This is a genomic window from Halobacillus sp. H74 (assembly GCF_052246715.1).
Classification (GTDB): domain Bacteria; phylum Bacillota; class Bacilli; order Bacillales; family Halobacillaceae; genus Halobacillus; species Halobacillus litoralis_A.
In genome coordinates this window covers 480,385-500,961 of sequence record NZ_JBQQCI010000001.1, presented here as the reverse complement: position 1 = coordinate 500,961, position 20,577 = coordinate 480,385, and the positions used below count along the sequence as shown (strand labels likewise).

Annotated in this window: 23 protein-coding genes, 3 pseudogenes and 1 riboswitch; of the genes and pseudogenes, 24 read left to right on the top strand and 2 right to left on the bottom strand. The window is 42.6% G+C overall.

Annotated elements, in window-relative coordinates; all coding sequences use genetic code 11:
• The first annotated feature begins 98 nt into the window (after nucleotides 1-98).
• The 8 genes and pseudogenes from ACTWPX_RS02425 (at nucleotide 99) to ACTWPX_RS02390 (ending at nucleotide 5,804) form a co-directional block, all read left to right on the top strand.
• Complete coding sequence (locus ACTWPX_RS02425) at nucleotides 99-518, top strand: NUDIX hydrolase (protein WP_443118358.1); 420 nt, start codon at nucleotides 99-101, stop codon at nucleotides 516-518.
• Nucleotides 519-661: 143 nt separating this feature from the next.
• A pseudogene (locus tag ACTWPX_RS02420) lies at nucleotides 662-874 on the top strand (hypothetical protein).
• A 274-nt stretch (nucleotides 875-1,148) separates the two neighbouring features.
• A complete protein-coding gene (locus ACTWPX_RS02415; RefSeq protein ID WP_443118357.1) occupies nucleotides 1,149-1,334 on the top strand; it encodes a hypothetical protein in 186 nt (61 codons plus the stop codon).
• Nucleotides 1,335-1,429: 95 nt separating this feature from the next.
• Complete coding sequence (locus ACTWPX_RS02410; RefSeq protein WP_443118356.1) at nucleotides 1,430-1,969, top strand: hypothetical protein; 540 nt, start codon at nucleotides 1,430-1,432, stop codon at nucleotides 1,967-1,969.
• Nucleotides 1,970-2,056: 87 nt separating this feature from the next.
• Nucleotides 2,057-2,611 carry a TetR/AcrR family transcriptional regulator gene (locus tag ACTWPX_RS02405; protein WP_443118355.1) on the top strand — a complete coding sequence of 185 codons (555 nt, stop codon included), beginning with the start codon at nucleotides 2,057-2,059 and terminating at the stop codon, nucleotides 2,609-2,611.
• A 60-nt stretch (nucleotides 2,612-2,671) separates the two neighbouring features.
• Entirely contained in the window at nucleotides 2,672-3,814 is a 1,143-nt protein-coding gene (locus ACTWPX_RS02400) for an MFS transporter (protein ID WP_443118354.1), read from the top strand.
• Nucleotides 3,815-3,967: 153 nt separating this feature from the next.
• A complete protein-coding gene (locus ACTWPX_RS02395; RefSeq protein ID WP_443118353.1) occupies nucleotides 3,968-5,230 on the top strand; it encodes an MFS transporter in 1,263 nt (420 codons plus the stop codon).
• A complete protein-coding gene (locus tag ACTWPX_RS02390) occupies nucleotides 5,184-5,804 on the top strand; it encodes a TetR/AcrR family transcriptional regulator (RefSeq protein ID WP_443118352.1) in 621 nt (206 codons plus the stop codon). The genes ACTWPX_RS02395 and ACTWPX_RS02390 overlap by 47 nt, the downstream gene beginning before the upstream one ends.
• Before the next feature lie 70 nt (nucleotides 5,805-5,874).
• On the opposite strand, the pseudogene ACTWPX_RS02385 reads toward ACTWPX_RS02390, so the two are convergent.
• A pseudogene (locus ACTWPX_RS02385) lies at nucleotides 5,875-6,081 on the bottom strand (hypothetical protein); the annotation flags it as partial.
• Between the two features lie 432 nt (nucleotides 6,082-6,513).
• Between ACTWPX_RS02385 and ACTWPX_RS02380 the strand changes: the two are divergent.
• From ACTWPX_RS02380 to ACTWPX_RS02330, 11 genes are all read left to right on the top strand, one after another.
• On the top strand, nucleotides 6,514-6,753 hold the full coding sequence (locus tag ACTWPX_RS02380; RefSeq protein ID WP_443118351.1) for a PfkB family carbohydrate kinase: 240 nt from the start codon (nucleotides 6,514-6,516) through the stop codon (nucleotides 6,751-6,753).
• A gap of 326 nt (nucleotides 6,754-7,079) precedes the next feature.
• Nucleotides 7,080-7,433: a carbohydrate kinase family protein gene (locus ACTWPX_RS02375; protein ID WP_443118350.1), complete on the top strand. Its 354-nt coding sequence runs from the start codon at nucleotides 7,080-7,082 to the stop codon at nucleotides 7,431-7,433.
• A 57-nt stretch (nucleotides 7,434-7,490) separates the two neighbouring features.
• Complete coding sequence (allD, locus tag ACTWPX_RS02370; protein ID WP_443118496.1) at nucleotides 7,491-8,501, top strand: ureidoglycolate dehydrogenase; 1,011 nt, start codon at nucleotides 7,491-7,493, stop codon at nucleotides 8,499-8,501.
• 51 nt (nucleotides 8,502-8,552) lie between these two features.
• Nucleotides 8,553-9,548: a TRAP transporter substrate-binding protein gene (locus tag ACTWPX_RS02365; RefSeq protein ID WP_443118349.1), complete on the top strand. Its 996-nt coding sequence runs from the start codon at nucleotides 8,553-8,555 to the stop codon at nucleotides 9,546-9,548.
• A gap of 72 nt (nucleotides 9,549-9,620) precedes the next feature.
• Nucleotides 9,621-10,079, top strand: a complete 459-nt coding sequence (locus ACTWPX_RS02360; protein ID WP_443118348.1) for a TRAP transporter small permease — start codon at nucleotides 9,621-9,623, stop codon at nucleotides 10,077-10,079.
• Nucleotides 10,080-10,096: 17 nt separating this feature from the next.
• Nucleotides 10,097-11,371 carry a TRAP transporter large permease gene (locus tag ACTWPX_RS02355; protein ID WP_443118347.1) on the top strand — a complete coding sequence of 425 codons (1,275 nt, stop codon included), beginning with the start codon at nucleotides 10,097-10,099 and terminating at the stop codon, nucleotides 11,369-11,371.
• Nucleotides 11,372-11,389: 18 nt separating this feature from the next.
• The gene (locus tag ACTWPX_RS02350) at nucleotides 11,390-12,406 is read left to right on the top strand and encodes a zinc-binding alcohol dehydrogenase family protein (protein ID WP_443118346.1); all 1,017 of its coding nucleotides are present in this window, start codon (nucleotides 11,390-11,392) and stop codon (nucleotides 12,404-12,406) included.
• Between the two features lie 45 nt (nucleotides 12,407-12,451).
• Nucleotides 12,452-13,528, top strand: coding sequence for a mannonate dehydratase (gene uxuA / locus ACTWPX_RS02345; RefSeq protein WP_443118345.1), 1,077 nt, complete (start codon nucleotides 12,452-12,454; stop codon nucleotides 13,526-13,528).
• The gene (locus tag ACTWPX_RS02340; protein WP_281974329.1) at nucleotides 13,528-14,373 is read left to right on the top strand and encodes an SDR family oxidoreductase; all 846 of its coding nucleotides are present in this window, start codon (nucleotides 13,528-13,530) and stop codon (nucleotides 14,371-14,373) included. Before uxuA ends, ACTWPX_RS02340 begins: the two co-directional genes overlap by 1 nt.
• 30 nt (nucleotides 14,374-14,403) lie before the next feature.
• Complete coding sequence (locus ACTWPX_RS02335; protein WP_443118344.1) at nucleotides 14,404-15,045, top strand: bifunctional 4-hydroxy-2-oxoglutarate aldolase/2-dehydro-3-deoxy-phosphogluconate aldolase; 642 nt, start codon at nucleotides 14,404-14,406, stop codon at nucleotides 15,043-15,045.
• A 190-nt stretch (nucleotides 15,046-15,235) separates the two neighbouring features.
• Nucleotides 15,236-16,240 (top strand): LacI family DNA-binding transcriptional regulator, encoded by a 1,005-nt coding sequence (locus tag ACTWPX_RS02330; protein ID WP_128525252.1) that lies wholly within the window; start codon nucleotides 15,236-15,238, stop codon nucleotides 16,238-16,240.
• 97 nt (nucleotides 16,241-16,337) lie between these two features.
• On the opposite strand, the gene ACTWPX_RS02325 is transcribed toward ACTWPX_RS02330, so the two are convergent.
• Complete coding sequence (locus tag ACTWPX_RS02325; protein ID WP_443118343.1) at nucleotides 16,338-16,472, bottom strand: hypothetical protein; 135 nt, start codon at nucleotides 16,470-16,472, stop codon at nucleotides 16,338-16,340.
• 21 nt (nucleotides 16,473-16,493) lie between these two features.
• Between ACTWPX_RS02325 and ACTWPX_RS02320 the strand changes: the two are divergent.
• From ACTWPX_RS02320 to ACTWPX_RS02300, 5 genes and pseudogenes are all read left to right on the top strand, one after another.
• Nucleotides 16,494-16,682, top strand: a pseudogene (locus ACTWPX_RS02320) (SIS domain-containing protein); the annotation flags it as partial.
• Nucleotides 16,683-16,876: 194 nt separating this feature from the next.
• Nucleotides 16,877-16,978, top strand: a riboswitch (SAM riboswitch).
• A gap of 103 nt (nucleotides 16,979-17,081) precedes the next feature.
• Nucleotides 17,082-18,203 (top strand): 5-methyltetrahydropteroyltriglutamate--homocysteine S-methyltransferase, encoded by a 1,122-nt coding sequence (locus ACTWPX_RS02315; protein ID WP_443118342.1) that lies wholly within the window; start codon nucleotides 17,082-17,084, stop codon nucleotides 18,201-18,203.
• Nucleotides 18,204-18,322: 119 nt separating this feature from the next.
• Nucleotides 18,323-19,309 (top strand): aldo/keto reductase, encoded by a 987-nt coding sequence (locus ACTWPX_RS02310; protein WP_443118341.1) that lies wholly within the window; start codon nucleotides 18,323-18,325, stop codon nucleotides 19,307-19,309.
• Nucleotides 19,310-19,432: 123 nt separating this feature from the next.
• Nucleotides 19,433-19,816, top strand: coding sequence for an ArsR/SmtB family transcription factor (locus ACTWPX_RS02305; protein WP_443118340.1), 384 nt, complete (start codon nucleotides 19,433-19,435; stop codon nucleotides 19,814-19,816).
• A 58-nt stretch (nucleotides 19,817-19,874) separates the two neighbouring features.
• Nucleotides 19,875-20,516 carry a LysE family translocator gene (locus ACTWPX_RS02300; protein WP_443118339.1) on the top strand — a complete coding sequence of 214 codons (642 nt, stop codon included), beginning with the start codon at nucleotides 19,875-19,877 and terminating at the stop codon, nucleotides 20,514-20,516.
• The last annotated feature ends 61 nt before the right edge of the window (nucleotides 20,517-20,577 follow it).

Sequence of the window (20,577 nt, the reverse complement as noted above, 5' to 3'; positions counted from 1 at the left end):
TGATTGAGTATGGCTGGGGTCAGGCAATTGATAATAATAGTTCCTTTTGCAATAATATGGTAATGAGATGCTCGGTTTTGATGAAGGGTGGAAAGTCTGTGAATTCTGTTAAGAAAGCGTATGGATATGTAGTACGGTATAGGAATGGAAAACCGGAAGTGTTAGTCTTCCAACATCCGTTCAAGGAAGCGGGAATTCAAATTCCTAAAGGTACAGTAAAGGGAGGAGAAGATACATATGATGCGGTTATTCGAGAAATTAAAGAGGAGACTGGTTTAGAAGACTTCATGGTTGAAGAAATGATAGCGGAAGATTTATGGAGAAATGATGACGGGAAGATACATCATCGGTTTTTCTATAAGATAAAAGCGAAAGAAGAGAGACATGAGTGGTATTACAAGCCGACTGGCGGTGGAGAAGAAGAAGGTCTCGAGTTCCGGTTCTTTTGGATATCTTCTGAAGATGAAATTACTCTGATAAAGGGTCATGGGGATTATTTGGGCTCAATATTCAGTTAGGGGTGACGCAGTTAATCAGATATTCATAGTATGCAAAACTGAATTTCAGCTTCTTATCATGATTTGAAAGCAGCCAGCAGGTATGAGCTTTTAAAGATTTTTCATTACTGTTCATCCAATAACCTGGTTATGGATTATGCAAAATGAGGGGGTATTATTTGATCAGTATTCTGGAAAACTTGTACGAAGCTTCGATTGCAGTACTACTGTTATGTTCTCTTTTTTAGGTGGGACACCTTAAGAAAACGAAGCGAGAGAGAAAACTGACGTCGTTTGAAGTGACCATGAAATTTATTACTCAAACTGCAATTATTTTTTGGATAGGAACTTTTCTGCTCCTTAGATATGGGATATAAAATTTTCATGGATGATGGAGAGGTGGTTATATGAACACAGTGTCAGCGATTTACATATCCGTTTCAATTTCACTATTTACATTAATAGGCATAGCGCAAAGTTTACCTGCTGTTCATTTCAGTTATTCCAATAGTGTCGTTCCATGGTTACCGTGGCTTACACTTGGTTTGGGTATCTATTCAATTGTTGATAATAAAAAAAGATAAGGTTGCTACATAAGGGGTGAAATACTTGTGTAGATCTCGATTAGAGTTGTTTGAGGGAGGATTCCGGATGTTTTTATTAGCAGCTACAGGTGGTTTGAATGTTGGAGATATGATAGCCCAGCTATTTTTCTTCGTTATTTTGATTTCTATAGTAGTAGGAATTGTTACATTTGTTGTGATGGTTAAACAGAGAAAGAAACAATTAAATAGGATTGAGGAAAAGTTGGATCAACTCATGCGAAGAGAAAAATAGTTTTTTTGAAAAGGCTGTACATAATGGATTGTTCGTTTGTAAAACACCTTTCTAAGAATACAGCAAACATGGCCGGAGAAAGGGAGGGGAAAACTATGAAGAAGTTTGGGTTATTTGTCCTGATCCTTATTGTTACCTCATGTCAATCGGGAGAAAACTCTCAAGATACGCTTTCACCTGAGGATGCTCGTTCAAAGGAAGCAGCACCGCTTGAAGAAAAGTACCTAAATGCAGGGTTAAAAGAAGCGACGTTTACATTTCAAGGGGAGTCTTATCCGGCAAACTATCATGTGACCTGTTTAAACGAAACGGCATGTGAAGCACCTCCCACCAATAATATTGAGTCATATACAGAGTGGAAAGAAGAAGTGGATCCGGTCAAGATTCCTGCGAATATAGGAGATGAAGTAACCATCGACTTTCCTGAAGATGTCCCTGACCCTGAGCGTCTTAACATTCAAAAACAGCAAGGTGCAACAGGAAGAGATGAATCAATGGAAAATAAAACGATTGAAATCATGGGGAAGGAAGGGACAGATATCATTTACATTGTACGCGCTGAATGGTTTGAAGGGGAAGAGAAGACAGCTGGAGTACAGTTTGCCTTCATTGTTCCGGCTCCGGAAATTTCCTGATTAACCTTAGGAGTTGCTACAGAATAAGTAAATTGTTAAGATGAACTATAAAGGTTGTTCTATCTAAAAAAAGGAGACATAGCTGATATGGGTCGATCAAAAAAGAAAGACGCAATACTTCAAGTGGCTGAACGATTATTTTATGAGCATGGGTTCCGCGGGGTAGGATTAAAGCAGATTATCAAGGAAGCCAATGTAGCCACCATGACGATCTACAATCATTTTTCATCAAAGGATAATTTGGTGGAAGAAGTACTGAAACAGAGAGAAGAACGTTATTGGTCTTACTTGGATACACATGTGGAAATGGATTCTGATTCTCCGTTTATCCTTGCAGTGGAAGCCCATGGTCGCTGGCTGAAAGAGCAATCTTACAGAGGGTGTATGTTCTTAAGGGCCATTGAAGACTATGCAGGGACTGATAATGAGATAGAAAACATAGCAAGAGGTCATAAATCCAAATTGCTTCAATATTTTCAACTGCTAGCTCAAAGGAAAGGAAAAGACAACGAACGAGATTTAGCACACCAGTTTACATTGCTGTTGGAAGGTACGACATCAATGACTACCTTGGTAGGAGCAGAGAAGGCAACAAATCATTCAATTGCGATGGCGAGGACACTTGTCCAACATACATCGTAATTTTTTTACCTGTATATTAGAAAGGTCGTTCTATATAAAAAGTAAGGAGAGGTGGAGATTATGAAGTTTTCTAAGTTAGTGTTACCTGGAGTTACCATGATTGCGGTCACCTATGGTTTGGCAAGGTTCAGTTTTGGACTGCTTCTCCCTGAGATCAATCGAACACTTGAAATGTCTGAGCTGGTATCAGGGCTGATCTCTTCGCTGTTTTATTTAGCGTATTGTTTCACCATCATCCTATCCACGGTGGTCACTACAAAAGAAGGGCCAAGGAGGATGATCCTTTCAGCTGGACTTTCTGCTTTTATCGGACTGCTGTTCATGTGCATAGCTACAAATGTATGGGTACTTGGGTTAGGAGTGTTATTAGCTGGAGGAAGCACGGGTCTGGTATCTCCCCCCTATGGCGCGGCGATAGCGCTTTGGATTAAAGAGGGTGAGCAAGGCAGAGCAAATACCTGGGTCAATTCAGGCACTAGTTTTGGTATAGCCCTATCTGGATTAGGAGCGATTTTATTAACGCCACATTGGAGACTGACGTATTTGATTTATGCTATCGTAGCATGCTTGATGTTGGTGTGGAATTTTCAAGTGATTCCTAAAGAGGAAACGGGTTCCTCGAAGTTGATGTTGAAGAAAGGGGACCTCGCTATACGTGGGGTGAAAGGGTCTGTCCCTTTAAGTTTAGCTTCTCTTTTGCTGGGAGCTTCCACAGCAGCCTTCTGGACATTTTCCAGATCATTCATTGAAGTGGCTGGGGATTATAGTGATTTACAGCTTTCTGGATTTTGGGTCACTATAGGGCTGTTTGGTGTATTAGGTGGGTTTTCCGGTTCTTTAATTGAAAGAAAAGGTTTGCCATTTTCTTATAAGTTAGGAAGTTTGGCAATCGGATCAGCATCGATTATCCTAGCTGTTACGTCCGAGAATTGGTTATTGTCATACTTATCGGCGGGAATTTTTGGTTGCTCCTATATATTTTTAACCGGTGTTCTAATTGTCTGGGGAATCCGTGTGTTTATAAAGAATGCCTCCTTAGGGATCGGTGTGCCGTTTCTGCTTTTAGCGGTGGGACAAGTCCTCGGTTCTATACTTGCTGGCTGGTTTATCGGGACATGGGGATATGTCACTTCTTTTACGCTTTACGGAATGGTCGGCATTGCAGCTGCCCTTATGGGTCCAAATGAAGAGTCAGAAAGATAGATTTTTTACAGAAGAGGGGATGTCCGGAAGATTAGCGAAAAAATATAGATTATGCCTTTTTTTCAAAAAAGCATTGCAAAACGACATTGATGTCGATATAATGAAATCAATAAAAAAGACATTGGTGTCGTTTTTATGAGAGGGGTCCATCAAATGCAACGTTTAATGAAAAACAAAGGGTATATGACGCTGATGTCCGCCCAAGCGATTTCAAGCATCGGCGATTGGCTCAGCATTGTCGCGATCATCACACTGGTCGGCTTGAAATGGGATGCATCTCCACTGGAGGTTTCCTTCGTCTTTCTCTGTCTGGCTGTGCCGATGGCCTTGTTCGGGCCGGTGGCTGGTATCATCGCCGATCGTTTCAGCCGGAAGACATTAATGATTGTTTCCGATGTTGTAAGAGCAGTGTTGATTCTGATTTTGACCATCGCTACATCGCTTTGGATGGTGTACGCAACATTGCTTACAATCGGTATTTATTCTGCTTTATTTATCCCTGCAAAAAATGGCAAGCTGAAGGAAGTAGTTCCTGAGAAAGACATGAAAGGAGCGATGTCGATCACCTCGATGATCGATTCTTCTACAAAAATCCTCGGCCCGCTCATCAGTGGATTGCTTGTCACTATAGTCGGTGCGCAGCAGGTGTTCATTATCGATTCGGCCACCTTCCTTATCTCAGCTGTCATCTTGTTGTTCGTGCCGAATGCGGTTAACCTTGAAACGGAAGAAATCGAAACTGAACAGGGCGCATTTAAAAAAGAGTTCGCCCTCGGCTTTTTTTTCCTCAAGTCCAACCGTTTTATGATGACGGGTCTGATCCTGGTAGGGCTCAGCCTCTTGATACTTCAGTCAGCTGATTCGCAGTTGATCGTATTGATTAGAGAATTGACGTATGCCTCTCCTGATTTGTTCGGTTATCTTGTGACAGGATCCGGCCTGGGCATGTTCGCTGCTGGTTTTCTACTGGCGAAAAAGACGGACTACAAACCCTATCCCCTCATGCTTCTCGGAGTCTGTGGGATTGGATTAAGCTTTGGGGTTATGGGAGCACTGACCCATTACGATCTCAGCTATTCGAGCATATGGGGACCAGCTTTAGGTTTTACGGCTGGATTCTCTGCCAGCTTGATTTTCGTACCCTTCCAGGCAACAGTGCAAGTCAACACTCCTGTCCATATGACAGGCCGCGTTTTCGGCGTCATCAACAGTGTCATGACGACAGCCACCATCATTGGACCGCTGCTAGGGGGCTGGATCGCAACAATCATCGGGGTCATCCCGACCTTCACGATTACGGCGAGCCTCCTTGTAGTCGTTTCACTGATAGGATTTTTTACAAAACGAAAAGTAGAGCGAGGGATTACAGATGTCTCCACGAGTAAGCAAGGAACACCTGAAGCAACGACGAGCTGACATTATGGAAGCCGCTACCAGAGTTTTTATTGAACACGGCTATGAGCATACGACGATGAAGCACGTCATGGAAGCAGCAAATGTAAGCCGTGGCGGTCTCTATCAATATTTTTCAAACAAAGAGGACCTGTTTGAAGCACTCCTTGAAGAGGGGCTCACCGACGAAGCCGAAGAAACGGAACTTTCTCTTGAAAAGGCGGATTCCTACTGGACATTGCTGATGGAGTTTCTGTTTGGAGAAGATGGGAAACCGAATGCCGGTATGGACCCGCTCGCTCCAAGCAAGCTCGAATTCTTCATCACCGGCCGCAACGATGAACGCCGTCGTGCTTATGGTGAAAAAAGGTATGAACTCGGACTCGGCATTTACAAAGAAATCATCCAGGCGGGGCAGAAGTCCGGGGAATTCAGTGATAAATTTGACAGTGAGCTTATCGCCAGGTCGATTATCACCTTTGTCGACGGGCTCGCTCTTGATCATGCGATTTTGCCGGAGGAGAAGATGAAGCTTGAAGAGCAGTCTATATTGTTCGTAGATTATTTGAAAATGGCGTTAGAAGTATCCTCCTCTTGATGAGGGGGATTTTTTGAAGGAATACTTATGAATTCGAGGTTGTTTTTATTAGTACCTGACTCCCGCTATGCTAACGACTTAGCCCAAGGGGGGTCAGGCATGAACAAGGGTAGAAATTAAAAAATTTGTCAGGGTCTGGTCCACTTCGAAGGTTTTCATTCAGACCGTTCTCTTCCGAGAATGAGAAATCATACAGGCTGATATCCTCACTGATTTTTGAAGGGGTCATAGACTTAGGTATAGTAATGACACCATGTTGAAGATCCCAGCGAAGGATGTTGGTGCTGTCTTCTTAACAGTCTGGTTGCGCGGTCTTGAACGAAAAGCGGTATAAGTGGGACAAACTATAAAGTAAATAATTTCAAAACAAATGTCCCCCACAGGAGAGCAATGACCTTTCTCTCCAGGGGGATATTTGTTTACATATATTCACAAATAAAATTGTGAGAAAAATTAAAACTTTCTATTTTAAAAACGCTTTCACTATGATAAACTTTCACTAAATCGATTTAGTGGAACGGTTTAGTAAACCGATTTAGTTTAAATTTGAAAATAGGTAGAGGGATCGTTTGGTATCCGATATTTTTTTAATTATTTATGTAAGCGGTTCCTGCGATGGTTGATTTACTTATAAAGAACAGACAAAAAGAAATTTCTATTAAGGAAAGCAGGGGTAGTCATAAATGATGTAATAACCATAGGTGATGCAATGATCACTTTTGACCCTTCCACTACTGGTCCGATGAGAAATGCCAGTTCCTTTACAAGGAAAGTTGGAGGCGCTGAATTGAATGTCGCCATTGGCTGTGCACGATTAGGGCTCAAAACTGGATGGATCAGTCTACTTGGGAAGGATGAATTCGGGCGTTACATCTATAACTTCGCCAGGGGGGAAGGAATAGATGTTTCTGAAGTAGAGTTGATGGAAGGGTTTCCCTACCTCGCTTAACTTCAAAGAAATAGGTGCAGATGGTTCTGATAAGACATTTTATTACCGTCACAAGTCGCCTACCTCAACACTGACTGCTGCATCATTGAATGAGGATTATTTTCGAAATGCCCGCTTATTACACATTACGGGCGTATTCCGGCGGTTAGTGACAAAAACATCGAAGTCACGATGCAGCTATTTCGTTAGCTGAAAAACATGGTGTCAAAATTGCTTTAGACCCGAACATCCGTTTGAAATTATGGAGTAAGGACAAGGCGCGGACAACATTATTGAATTGGATGCCGTACGTGGATTACTTACTAACAGGGTTGGATGAAGCTTAGTTGTTATTTGGGACAAGAGAAATTGGAGAAATTACTGAACATGCCAAAAAGTATGGCCTTTCCCATCTATTCTTGAAGCTGGGTGCAGAAGGTTCTATGGTATGGACCCAGGGAGAACTGATTGAAAAGCCTGCTGAAGAAGTTGAAATGATAGCGGATACAGTAGGGGCGGGAGATGGATTCGATGCAGGAGCCATTTATGGTCTCTTGAATGATTGGAATTCAGAACGGATTCTCACTTTCGCAAATAAGATCGGTTCAATGGTAGTCGGAGTGTACGGAGATAACGAAGGCTTACCTTATATGGATGAAGTATTGGAGAAGCTAGGTGAGAAAACATTGATAGAAAGGTAGATGACTGGCTTCTCACTAGGAGGGGCGATGATTCAACTTAGAAAGGAAGTAGTGGTTATGGCGGATGTAGTCCTCCAGCAAGAAAATCTTAAGTCTTTAGTTGTTGAGAAGTTGATGAGTGCAAAAGTGAGTGAAGCACATGCGGAAGTCGTTGCAGATGTCCTTATCCACGCTGATTTGAGGGGAGTAAGCTCTCATGGAGTCTTGAGAACAGAACATTATGTAAAAAGAATGGCAGAAGGGGGAATGAATCCAGACCCTCAGTTCAATGTGAAACGTAAAGGTTCAGCAGGAGCCATTTTCGATGGCGACAATGGCATGGGCCATGTAATTGCTAAAGAGGCGATGGACGAAGCTGTCGAACTATCGAATGAAAGCGGGATTGGTATTGTCGGAGTAGTCAACAGCAGTCATTGCGGGGCATTATCCTACTATGCAGAGCAGGCAGCTAAAGAAAACACGATCAGCATGATTATGACTCATACGGATAGCGCGGTCGTACCTTTTGGAGGGGCAGAGCCTTACTTTGGTACAAACCCAATTGCATATGGCTTCCCCGCTAACAAACATAAACCGATCATCCTTGATATGGCAACAAGCAATGTTGCACTTGGCAAGGTATTGCACGCGAGAGAAACAGGCAAGGAGATCCCCGATGATTGGGGGGTTGATGGTAAAGGTGCACCAGTCACCGAGCCGAATCTAGTCAAACACTTATTGCCGGCAAGTGGGCCTAAGGGGTATGGCTTAGGACTCGCGGTTGACGTCATGACAGGAGTTTTGACTGGCTCAGCTTTCGGTCCGAACATTTCAGCCATGTATGGTGATTACAATAAATACCGCCATTTGAGTCATGTCATCGTAACGATTGATGCAGGGTTGTTTATTGATAAAGAGGTGTTTCTCGAAAATATTGACAAGATGATTGATGAATTACATGCGGTTAAACCTGCGGAAGGCTTTCCTTCAGTGATGGTACCTGGGGAGCCTGAGCAATTGAAAGAAGAGGCTCGCAGGCAAGAGGGGATTCCGATTCCACAAAGCATCTATAACTATTTGAAGTCTTAGTGGTGGAAGGTTCACCTTTAAGTATAGATAAAACCCAAGGAGGTATTTTAAATGAAAAAAATGTTGAGCATTATGGCAGTTAGTATGTTGGCAATGGTATTAGCAGCTTGCGGCGGAGATGAAAGCGCTTCAGGTTCAGGGGATACGGTCACTTGGAAACTGGGACACTTGTCAAATGAAGATCATCAATGGAATAAAACAGCTGAAAAGTTTGCTGAGCTAGTGGACGAGAAGACAGATGGCAAGCTCCAAATAGAAATCTACCCGAATGAACAGCTGGGGTCTGAAACAGAAGTGTTGAATGGTATTGAAGCTGGGACAGTCGACATGACAATCTCTGGTGAAACGATGCAGAACTGGGCTCCAGAAGCCGCATTAATGGCAGCACCTTACGCGTTTAAAGGAGAAGACCACCTGAAAAGTGTTGTCGAGGGTGATATTGGGGCAGATATTGAAAGTAGTATTAAAGAAAATGTTGGTGTTACACCACTTTATTACCACATGCGAGCACCACGTAACTTGACATCAAACGAGCCAATTGAAACACCGGCTGACTTGGAAGGTTTCAAAATGCGTGTACCAAACGTACCACTATTCATGGATACATGGGAAGCTGCAGGTGCAAGACCTCAAGTCATGGACTTCAGTGAAGTGTTTACTGGTTTGCAGCAAGGAGTTATCGACGGTCAGGAGAACCCGGTTGACTTGATCCAAAGTGCAGGGTTTTCTGAAGTACAAGACTATGTCAATAAGACCGAACATGTATATTCTTGGATTTATGTAGTTGTAGGTAACGAGCAATTTAACTCACTGGATGAAGAGACACAAAAGGCAGTTCAAGAAGCAGCAGCTGAAGCACAATCCTTCGGTATGGATCTATATAAATCTGAAACTGAAAAGATTACTCAAGAGCTGAAAGATGCAGGCATGGAGTTCGTGGAAGTTGATCAAGATGCATTTAGTGAAGCTATGAAACCAGCCGTAGAGAAAAGTTTGTCAGAAGAACAGCTTAAGTTGTATGAAAGAATCGTTGAAGCTGGGAAGTAATCATGACCTGGTAGCCATTCTTCCATTTAATGGAGGGATGGCTGCCCATTCTAATTAAGAAGGGTGAACAACATGAAAGCTGTTAACGTCCTTAGTCGTTTATTGAAATTATTAACCATTGTAACTTTCATCGCCCTGGTGATTGTGGTGCTTATTCAAATTACAGGGCGTTATTCTCCATTTTCATTTGTTTGGACGGAAGAACTTTCGCGTTTTCTATTTATTTATGCAATAGCTTTTTCGGCCCCGGTCGCGATGGAGAAGCGGGAATACGTCAGAGTGGATCTACTCTTGAATTTCCTTCCGACACAACTCAAAAAATATTATGACGCTGCCATCTATTTAGTAATAGGTGCATTTTCTGCATTTTTAATTACTCATTCGTATGACTTCGCTTTACTAGGACGAAACCAATCATCTGCTACCTTAATGATTGAGATGTATTATGTCAATCTGAGTATGATGATTACATTTATCCTGTTAGCGTTATATAGCTTCTTGAACATTTATGTAGTATTAAAGGCTGATTAGAAAGAAGGTGTACAGGAATGATGGCGCTCATCTTATTTATCTCATTCTTAATTCTTATCTCTTTAAGTGTCCCGATTGCCTTCAGCCTTGGTATTTCCTCGTTGATTTATATTTTGATTGCAGAAATACCATTGAATATCATCCCTCAAAAAATGTTCGGGGGGATCAACTCATTCACGTTGCTTTGTATTCCTGGATTCATTCTAGCTGGTAACTTAATGAATGCAGGTGGAATCACCGAACGTATCATCCAATTTACGAACAATCTTGTAGGCCATATAAGAGGTGGTTTGGGTTTGGCGAACGTCGGATCCTCTATGGGGTTTGCCGGGATATCCGGGACCGCACTTGCTGACACAGCAAGTATCGGGTCTGTCATGATCCCTGCGATGAAGAAAGAAGGCTATGATTCTTCGTTTTCTGTTGCTGTCACATCATCTTCCTCAACGATCGGACCAATTATCCCGCCATCGCTTCCTATGATCATTTTAGGGACCTTGGCAACTGTGTCTATCGGTGATTTGTTCTTAGCGGGAACAATCCCTGGAATACTACTTGGCATCAGCCTTATGATATTGACTTACATCATATCCAAGAGGAAAAATTATCCTAAAGGAGAGCGTCAACCTTTCTCTGTCATAGCCAAGTCTTTTTCAGGAGCTTTCTGGGCACTGATGATGACCTTCGTTATTTTGTTCGGTATTCTCAGTGGTTACTTCACACCTACAGAAGCTTCGATTGTTGCTGTGGTATATGCATTAATTGTCGGTCTGTTCGTATATCGTGATCTGAAAATAAAAATGATCCCAAAAATTTTCTTGGATTCTATGGTTACTACAGCCGGCATTATGATATTGGTTGGTTTTGCCAATCTCTTCGGGTGGATCCTTGTAAGTGAACAAATTCCTCAGTTAGTGGCAGATGCGATTCTAGCTATATCTGAAAATCCTATTGTCGTGATTCTCTTGCTGAATCTATTACTGCTATTTGTCGGTACTTTCATGGAAACAATCGCAGCCTTAGTTATCTTGTTCCCCGTGCTCCTGCCAGTAGCAACCCAGATTGGTATGGACCCTGTTCATTTCGGGGTGTTGATGGTGTTGAATCTTATGATCGGTTTATCTACTCCGCCTGTAGGTGTTTGTCTATTTGTCGCTTCAAGTATTGGCAAAGTATCAATCGGCAAGGCATCCAAAGCGTTATTGCCATTCCTGGGAGTCAGTTTATTAGTGTTATTACTTGTTAGTTTTGTTCCGCAATTGACACTGTTTTTGCCTGGATTGTTTGATTAATGAAAAGGAGGGGCTGAATTGAAAGCTATTCAAGTGAAAGAACCTGGTACTTTGAAAATAGTAGAAATGGAAGAACCTCAAATAACTAATCCTTCCGAAGTGAAAATTCGTATGAAGGCTATGGGGATCTGCGGTTCAGATATGCATATTCTTCATGGGGAAAATCCGTTTGCCAGCTATCCAAGGGTGATTGGACATGAAGTAGCTGGAGAGATTGCAGAAGTCGGTGAAGCGGTCACTGAATTGAATGTTGGTGACAAGGTAGTGATAGAGCCGATGACATCATGTGGTGAATGTTACGCTTGCCAGCAAGGACGGCCTAATGTGTGTGAAAAGGTTGAAGTTTACGGTGTCCACCGTGAAGGCGGAGGACGCGAAGTGATGATCATGCCTGAACATTTAGTCCATAAAGTGGATGATTCTCTGGATTGGCCGGAAATCGCCTTGATTGAGCCATTTACCATTGGGGCTCAATCGATCTACCGTGGCCATGTCCAGGAGGGAGACCACGTCTTCATCATAGGCGCAGGGCCGATCGGCTTATGCTGTTTGAAAATGGCCAAGCAGGTGGGTGCAAAAGTAGCTATTTCTGATTTCAATGAAAAACGCCTTGCCTTCGCAGAAAAATGGGGGGCAGACTTCCTCATCAATCCCCATAAGGAAAGCGTAGAAAATCAAATTTCCAAGTGGACTGACGAAATGGGCGCCAATGTAGTGATCGATGCGGTCGGTTTTCCGCAAACAGTAGAGCAAGCCATCGCTGTCACCTCTGTTGCGGCAAGGGTGGTTGTACTTGGATTTGATCAAAAAATTTCAGAAATTGCCCAGGTGGAGATTACGAAAAAAGAATTGACTATATGCGGGTCACGCTTACAAACTCATCGTTTTGCTCCAGTCGTGGACTTGTTCAATTCCCAAGAATTTAATGTGGGAGACCTGGTCAGTCACCAATATGATTTGAATGAAGCGGAAGAAGCTTTCCAGCTGATGGAACAAGCTCATCCAGAAGTGCGAAAAGTCGTTATCAAGCTATAATCACTCAAAAGTAGCTATGAATGATGGAGAAGGAGTGAAGAATGTATGAAAATGACTATGCGTTGGTTCGGGGAAGGAAACGACCGTGTTTCATTAGAAGATATTAAGCAAATCCCAGGTGTCGAGGGTGTCGTCTGGTCCTTGCATGATGTCCCTGCCGGCGAAGAATGGCCGATGGATAAAATCAAAGAAGTTGAAGCGCAGGCGGATAAACATGGTTTTAATATCGACGTTGTAGAAAGTGTCAACGTTCATGAAGATATTAAGCTCGGTCTTCCTACAAGAGACCAATATATAGATAACTATATTAAGACAATAGAAAAGCTTGCAAAGGTTGGTGTGAAGGTTATCTGTTATAACTTCATGCCTGTGTTCGATTGGACGCGGACGAATTTGTTCGAAGAAATGGATGATGGATCGACCGCACTTTTCTTTGAGAAGGAAAAGATTGAAAACATCGATCCTATTGAGCTTGTAAATAGTATATCGGAAAATTCCGCCTATACGATGCCAGGCTGGGAACCTGAACGACTCGAGCATCTGGCTGACTTGTTTGAACAGTATAAGGATGTGACAGAAGAAGATTTATGGGCGAATTTACAATACTTCTTAGAAAGAATCATACCTGTCGCGAAAGAAAACGACATTAAAATGGGGATTCATCCGGATGATCCACCTTTCTCTGTTTTTGGATTGCCAAGAATCATTACGAACAAAGAAAATTTGCAGCGATTCTTGAACCTTGTAGATGATCCATACAATGGCTTGACTCTATGCAGCGGTTCCCTCGGAGCCAATCCGAATAACAATGTACCTGACATGGTGCGTGAATTCGCGGATAGAGTTCACTTTGCCCATATAAGAAATGTGAAAATCTATGAAAACGGGGACTTTATCGAAACCTCCCACAGGACAAAAGATGGATCAGTCGATATTTACGATGTAGTGAGGGCCTATCATGAAAAAGGGTTCAATGGTTATGCACGACCTGATCATGGCCGTCATATTTGGGGAGAGGAGTGTCGTCCAGGGTATGGACTCTATGACAGAGGTTTAGGAGTTATGTATTTGTGGGGCATATGGGACTCCTTGGAAAGATATGAAGGAAAGGACAATGTCTAATGATACTCAATGAGAATTTGAAAGGTAAAGTAGCTGTCGTAACGGGCGGTAGCGGTGTCCTTTGTGGAGAAATGGCAAGAGAACTGGGCAGACAAGGAGTAAAGGTGGCTGTCTTGAATCGCAGTATCGAATCAGGAAAACAAGTAGAGCAGGACATTAGGTCAGAAGGCGGCACAGCATTGGCATTGTCTTGTGATGTCCTTGATATCAAAAGTGTCCGGCAGGCAGAAGAGAGAATTACGGAGGAGCTTGGAGTTTGCGATATTCTCATTAACGGTGCTGGTGGCAACCATCCTGATGGTACGACAGCGAACGAAACCTTGAAGGAAGAGGATCTCGATAAAGCGGATTTATCCACTTTTTTTGATATGACGACAGAAGGGTTTCAGTTTGTCTTCAACCTCAACCTAGTCGGAACGTTTATACCAACGCAAGTATTTTCGAAAAGAATGATCAACCGCGAAGGGGCGACGATTATCAATATGTCCTCAATGAGTGCTCCCTCTCCAATGACAAAGGTCCCTGCTTACAGTGCAGCGAAAGCAGGTATTGATAATTTCACCCAGTGGCTGGCCGTACATATGGCGGACGTTGGCATCAGAGTGAACGCAATTGCTCCCGGTTTCTTTCTTACTGATCAAAACCGGGCGTTACTAACCAATGAAGATGGTTCATTGACAGAGCGTGCTCATAAAATCATCAGCCAAACCCCTAAGCAACGCTTTGGAAAACCTGAAGACTTGCTTGGAACTTTAATCTGGCTGGCTGATGACGAGATGTCTGGTTTTGTCACAGGTATCACGGTCCCTGTGGATGGTGGATTCCTCGCGTATTCCGGTGTGTAAAAAATAGATTAAAGGAAGGAGGAAGATATCATGAATAGAAATCTTTTCGACCACATGTTATCTTCAGGTATTGTTGCTGTCATCAGAAAAGTGGATCCAGCTAAGGTGAAGCCTCTTGTTCAGGCATTTATCGACGGGGGAGTGACAGGAATAGAGATTACGATGGATTCGGAGGATGCCCTGCGGGTCATTACGGAAGTGAAAGAGGAGTTTGAAGAGAAAGCAGTCATCGGTGCTGGGACGGTAATGAATAAGGAACAGGCAGAAAAGGCGATTTCAGCAGGTGCTGACTTTATATTTGCTCCGATTTTATGTAAAGAGACAGTCGAATACACAAAAGAACAGGGGGTTATTATGATCCCTGGCGTATTTACTCCCACTGAAATGCACCTTGCAGATCAATGGGGAGCGGATATGGTGAAGGTTTTCCCTGCCAATGTGCTTGGGCCGAAGTTCCTGAAGGATGTCAGCGGACCTTTAAGCCACATCCAAATGATGCCAACTGGAGGCGTCAATCTTAATAATCTTCAATCCTTCATGGAGGCTGGTGCGGTAGCTGCGGGAATAGGAGGTTCTCTCGTTAATAAATCGTTGATCGAACGTGAGAATTGGACAGAACTTCAAGAACTGGCAGAGCAATATGTGGAGAAAGCGGGCTTAGTCAAGGTGTAAGGGAAAATGCCTTATCATCTCTCCAAGTTATAGGGGGCTCATGGCAAGACAGCCGCATCCTCGTTTCTAACCTTGATAACTGAATAGGGGGAATAAGTGGATGGAGTCGCCCTTCACTTGTATACTCTAATAATAGGTGGGCTAACCGAATTTATTATACGGAATATATTTAAAGATATGGAGAGTTCAAATGAAAACGGTGACTATTTCCGATGTTGCTACACACGCAAAGGTATCAAAGAGCACAGTTTCTCAATATTTAAATAAACGATATGACTATATGGGTGAAAAGACGAAACAGAGAATTGAACTAGCAATTGAAGAATTGGGTTATCAACCTAATATTGTTGCACGAAGCCTTAAGCAGAAATCTACAAAGACGATCGGAGTGATTGTAGCAAATATTCTACACAACTTCACAACAGAAGTAACAAGGGCGATTGAGGATGTATGTATCAGTTCTGACTATCACACCATCATATGTAACGCAGATGATGACCCTGAAAAAGAAAAGCATTATATCGAAATGCTACGAGCGAAACAAGTAGATGGGCTGATCATCTTTCCTACAGGTGATAACAGAGGATTATATGAAAAAATGCTCAAGGATCGCTACCCTGTCATCTTTTTAGACCGTAAAGTGGAAGATATTCCTATTTCATCAATCTTATTAGATAATGAGATGGCTTCAGGCCTGGCTGTAGAACACTTCGTTCAAAAAGGTTACAGTCGTATCGGCATGATAACCACTTCTATCATCAATCACATCACGCCGAGGTTAGAACGTATTCAGGGTTATGAAAAAGCCATTCATAAAGAAGGGCTTCCTTTTGTTGAAGAGTATGTGAAAAGTGCGGAGCCTACGAATATCCAGCGGGTGCTTGAAGAGTTATTGGACTTAGAAGAACCTCCTGAAGCAATCCTCGCCGGAAATGACCTTGTATTGATCGAAATATTGAAATACGCAAAACAAAACGGTATGAAAATTCCTGAAGACCTGGCTGTCATTGGTATTGATGATGTTTCTTTTGCCAGCTTCTACACACCAGCGATTACAACGGTGGCCCAACCAACATTTGAAATAGGAAAGATGGGGGCCGAAGCTTTACTGGATAAGATCAGGAATAACAAAGTAGAAGATGAACTTCTAAATTACAGATTCGATCCCCATTTAATGGTCAGGGACTCAGTTTAGAGAAAACATATGAGGTGTTAGGTTGAATTTGCAATAACAGAGATAACGAATTATTTTTGTTTGAAGAAAAATTCCGAGATGACAGTAGCTGGAGGAATTAATCCACATTACCGCAGGTTTCAGCGTAACCCCCGACAACGTCATGGTAGGAATGGTGATCATAAAGCACGGAATCCTGTCTGTCATTGCTTCCAAATGAAAGGAGAGATAGAGGACCTATGAAGCACATCATCCAAACCGTCTCCTGTCCACGGCCACTCGTATTTTCGTTTCAGGCGAAGGACGATCTGGTTTGATGGGGAAAGCTTTCGCTATGCGGTTGATGCATAGTGGGTATGAAATTTACGTAACAGGAGAAACGATTACACCAAGTATTGAAAAAGATGATTTATTAATTATTATTTCGGGATCAGGAGCCACCTCATCACTTCTTCAATATGCTGGATCTGACCGATTTCCATGTCAATAAACCGACGACGCATCTGAGGGCTCCCTTTGACAAGATTGAGAAAATAATAGAGCGCTAAGTGAATATACTCTTGTGTGAATTTTTCCGGGGATAAAGATCATAGTTCAGAATAATTTGTCAATTTCTGGTTCTTCCTGTATAGTAGACTTTAAAATCAAATACATTGTTTCTTATCCAGAAAGGTGGAGGGACTGGCCCGGTGAAACCTTAGCAGCAGACTTTCGATAGTACTGTGCTAATTCCAGAAGCGATTTGCTTGGAGATAAGAAGAGAAAATGATTCGTATTCCATTCAGCCCCTCTTCTTATATAGAAGAGGGGTTATTTTGTTTCATGTGAAATCACAAATCATAAGGAAGGCGGGGATAAGCCCATGTCAGTATCAACAGAAAGAAATGTGAAGAGACAACCATTCAAAGGAGATCATGTCGGCAGCTTTTTACGTCCTGAACGTCTGAAACAAGCACGCGCAAAGCAGGAGAGAGGAGAGATTACAGAACAGGAATTAAGAAAGATTGAAGATGAAGAGATTATTAAATTAGTAGAAAAGCAAAAGGAAGCGGGCTTGAAAGCTGTAACGGACGGAGATTTCCGGCGCAGCTGGTGGCACTTCGACTTTCTTGAAGGACTGGATGGGGTCGAAGGGTTTGAGGCTGAGCGCGGATTGAAATTTGATGGGGTGGAAACGAAAGCGCGCGGAATCAAAGTGACAGGGAAAGTGGGTTTCACCGATCATGATATGATAGAACACTTTCGTTTTCTGAAAAAGAACGCAGGGGACGCGGTCGCCAAATTAACGATCCCAAGCCCTAATATGCTTTTATTCCGAGCGGAAAGGGAAGAGGGTATTTATGAAAGTGATGAAGCCCTTGTCGATGACCTGATAGCTGCCTACCAAGGGTTCATACAGAAAATTTATGAGGAAGGATGCCGCTATCTTCAGCTTGATGATACATCATGGACGACTTTCTTTTCTGAAGAAGGACGCACATCCATCGAAGAGAAGGGAAAAAATCCAGAGGAAGTGGCAGAACTGTGTGCACGTGCCATCAATGAGGCGATAGCAAACAGACCAGCGGACATGCTCATCACAATGCATATCTGCCGGGGGAATTTCCGTTCCACCTTTATGACAAGCGGCAGTTATGAGGCGCTTTCTGAAACGATTTTCGGAGGATTGGATGTCGATGGACTGTTCCTTGAATTTGACGATGAGCGCTCCGGAGGTTTCGAACCCCTTCGTCATGTCCGGCGTCCAGACCTTTCGATCGTTCTCGGCTTGATCACCTCCAAATTCGGTGATTTGGAAGATCCGGAACGAGTGAAAGCGCGTATTTTGGAAGCGTCCGATTATGTAGCAATGGACCAATTGTGTTTGAGCCCTCAATGTGGATTCGCATCAACGGAAGAAGGAAATGAAATTACTGAACAACAGCAATGGGGTAAAGTACGTCATGTGGTGAACATTGCCGACGAAGTGTGGAATGAAGGGTAAATAATGTTTTAATAACCTTCCAGCCGGCTACACATAGAATGTACCGTTAATTGGTAGATGATTTATTTTTCTATAGTTGGTTATGCAACTATAGGTTTTCTCAAAGGAGGAATAGATTCATGAAATCACTAGAGAATGCACTGAAACATAAAGTAGGACTAGGTACCGCACCTTTAGGTAATATGTTCCGGGACGTGCCGGAAGAAGAAGCGCAGAAAACAATCCAAACCGCTTGGGACCAGGGAGTGCGCTATTTTGATACCGCCCCTTTTTATGGCGCTGGTTTAGCAGAGATCCGGGTAGGTGAAGTGTTATCAAAATATAATCGTGATGACTATGTGATAAGCACAAAAGTAGGTCGTTATATGACTGAAGAAACAGAAGAGAATGAAGGTCTGTTCGAACATGGCCGTAACAATCAAGTCATCACAGATTACACGGAAGTAGCAACGAAAAGGTCGATCGAACAGAGTCTGGAACGTCTACAAACCGACCGTTTGGACATGGTCTTCGTTCATGATGTTTCTCCAGATTTCCATGGTGATGCATGGACCGAAAAGTTTGAACAAGCTAGAAAAGGAGCTTTCCGCGTGCTGTCCCGTCTTCGGGAAGAAGGTGTCATCCGTGCCTGGGGACTAGGTGTCAATACGACAGAACCGATTGAACGTGCGATGGATCTGGAGGACACAAAACCGGATATCTGTTTATCTGCTACGCAATATACCCTTTTACAACACGAACAAGCATTACAGGGTATGATGGCAAAGGCTGAAGAAAACGATGTGGACATTGTGGTCGGAAGCCCTTATAACTCCGGGGTACTGCTTGGCGGTGATCATTATAACTATGAAAAAGCGGGCGATGACATTATTAATCATGTCAATCAACTGAAGGAAATCGGTGAAAAATACAATGTTCCGTTGAAAGCAGCTGCTCTTCAATTCTCAACAGCTCACCCGGCGGTCAAGTCAGTGATTCCTGGTTCCACACGTCCGGACAGAATTAAAGAAGACCTAGAAATGATCCAAATGGACATTCCGAAAGATTTCTGGAATGAACTTGTGGACAAGGGCTTTGTTTCAGCTGAGGCTCCTCTGCCGCAATAAGAATTGAATAGTAAAAGCAATCGAGTATGAAATCGCTGGGATTTCATACTCGATTTTTTGTGTGGAGAAGATGGATTTTATTGCTTTCCCTCATAATATTACGGCTCCCTTTCAGCTGTATGTATGGGAATTGTTAAAGATTTGACAGTCGTAATGTATTTCTTTATAATTCGAAATATGTCGAATTATAATAATGAAAACTTAAACAAATTCAGCGAGATTTTCAAAGCCCTATCCAATGTTCACCGGCTGAATGTTTTTCTATATTTAGCTGAACACTGTACTCCAGGGAAATCCAGTACCGATAAAGAGATGAGGATGACGGTGGGTGAATTAGGAGAGGGATTAAATATCGCCCCGTCCACTGTTTCCCATCACCTTCGGGAACTAAGGCGTGCTGGATTGATACGGATGGAACGTAACGGGAAAAATATTGAGTGCTGGGCAGAACAAAAAACAGTAGATCAGATGGTTATGTTTTTTCAAAACTCTAAAGGGAGGGAATAATTTTTTAAACAACAATTCGATATTTTTCGAATAATAGAATTGAGGAGGTTTTAGTTAGATGTTTCAATTATTGTTAAGCGGCCTTATCATTGGTGTCGTTTCATCGCCCACGTGCCCAAGTAATGGGGAAGAAATAAAATATGGGACCAAATATGGTTTTTATTCTGCCTTGATAGTAGGAGCTGGGGCCGTCGTAGGAGATGCTGTCATCCTTGCGGCGATTCTTCTGTGGCTCATGCCCTTTGTTGACTCGACCTCTATGATTATTACTTTTCTTTGGCTCTTTGGCAGTGCTGTACTTTTCTATATAGCCTGGGGAATCTTTAAAGAAATCAAAACCGTAGAAGGGGTAGGGGAAAGGGCAAAAAGCTTAGGGGTTAAATACCCTTTCAAGCATTATTTGAAGGCCTTTTGGACAGGTGCAGCCATTACCACATTTAATCCATTTACTGTGTTGTGGTGGATGGGCTTGCTTACTCCTATCATGAATGATGGGAATAGCACTTCTACTATTTACCCTCTTGCAGTTCTGCTGGGTGCGTTATTTTGGTTTGTTTTATTAGCGGTTCTTTTATATCTTGGTGAGAAATGGTTGAACAGAAGAAGGAGACAGGCGATTTTGCTGATAAGTGGATTAGCTGTACTCGGCTACAGCATTTATTTCTTATATCAATTCATTATCCAGGTCTTTCATGTGTAATGAAAAGGGAAATTATATATTTTACGTTAGTAATCCTCCTGCTAATTAGGGGGATTTCTTG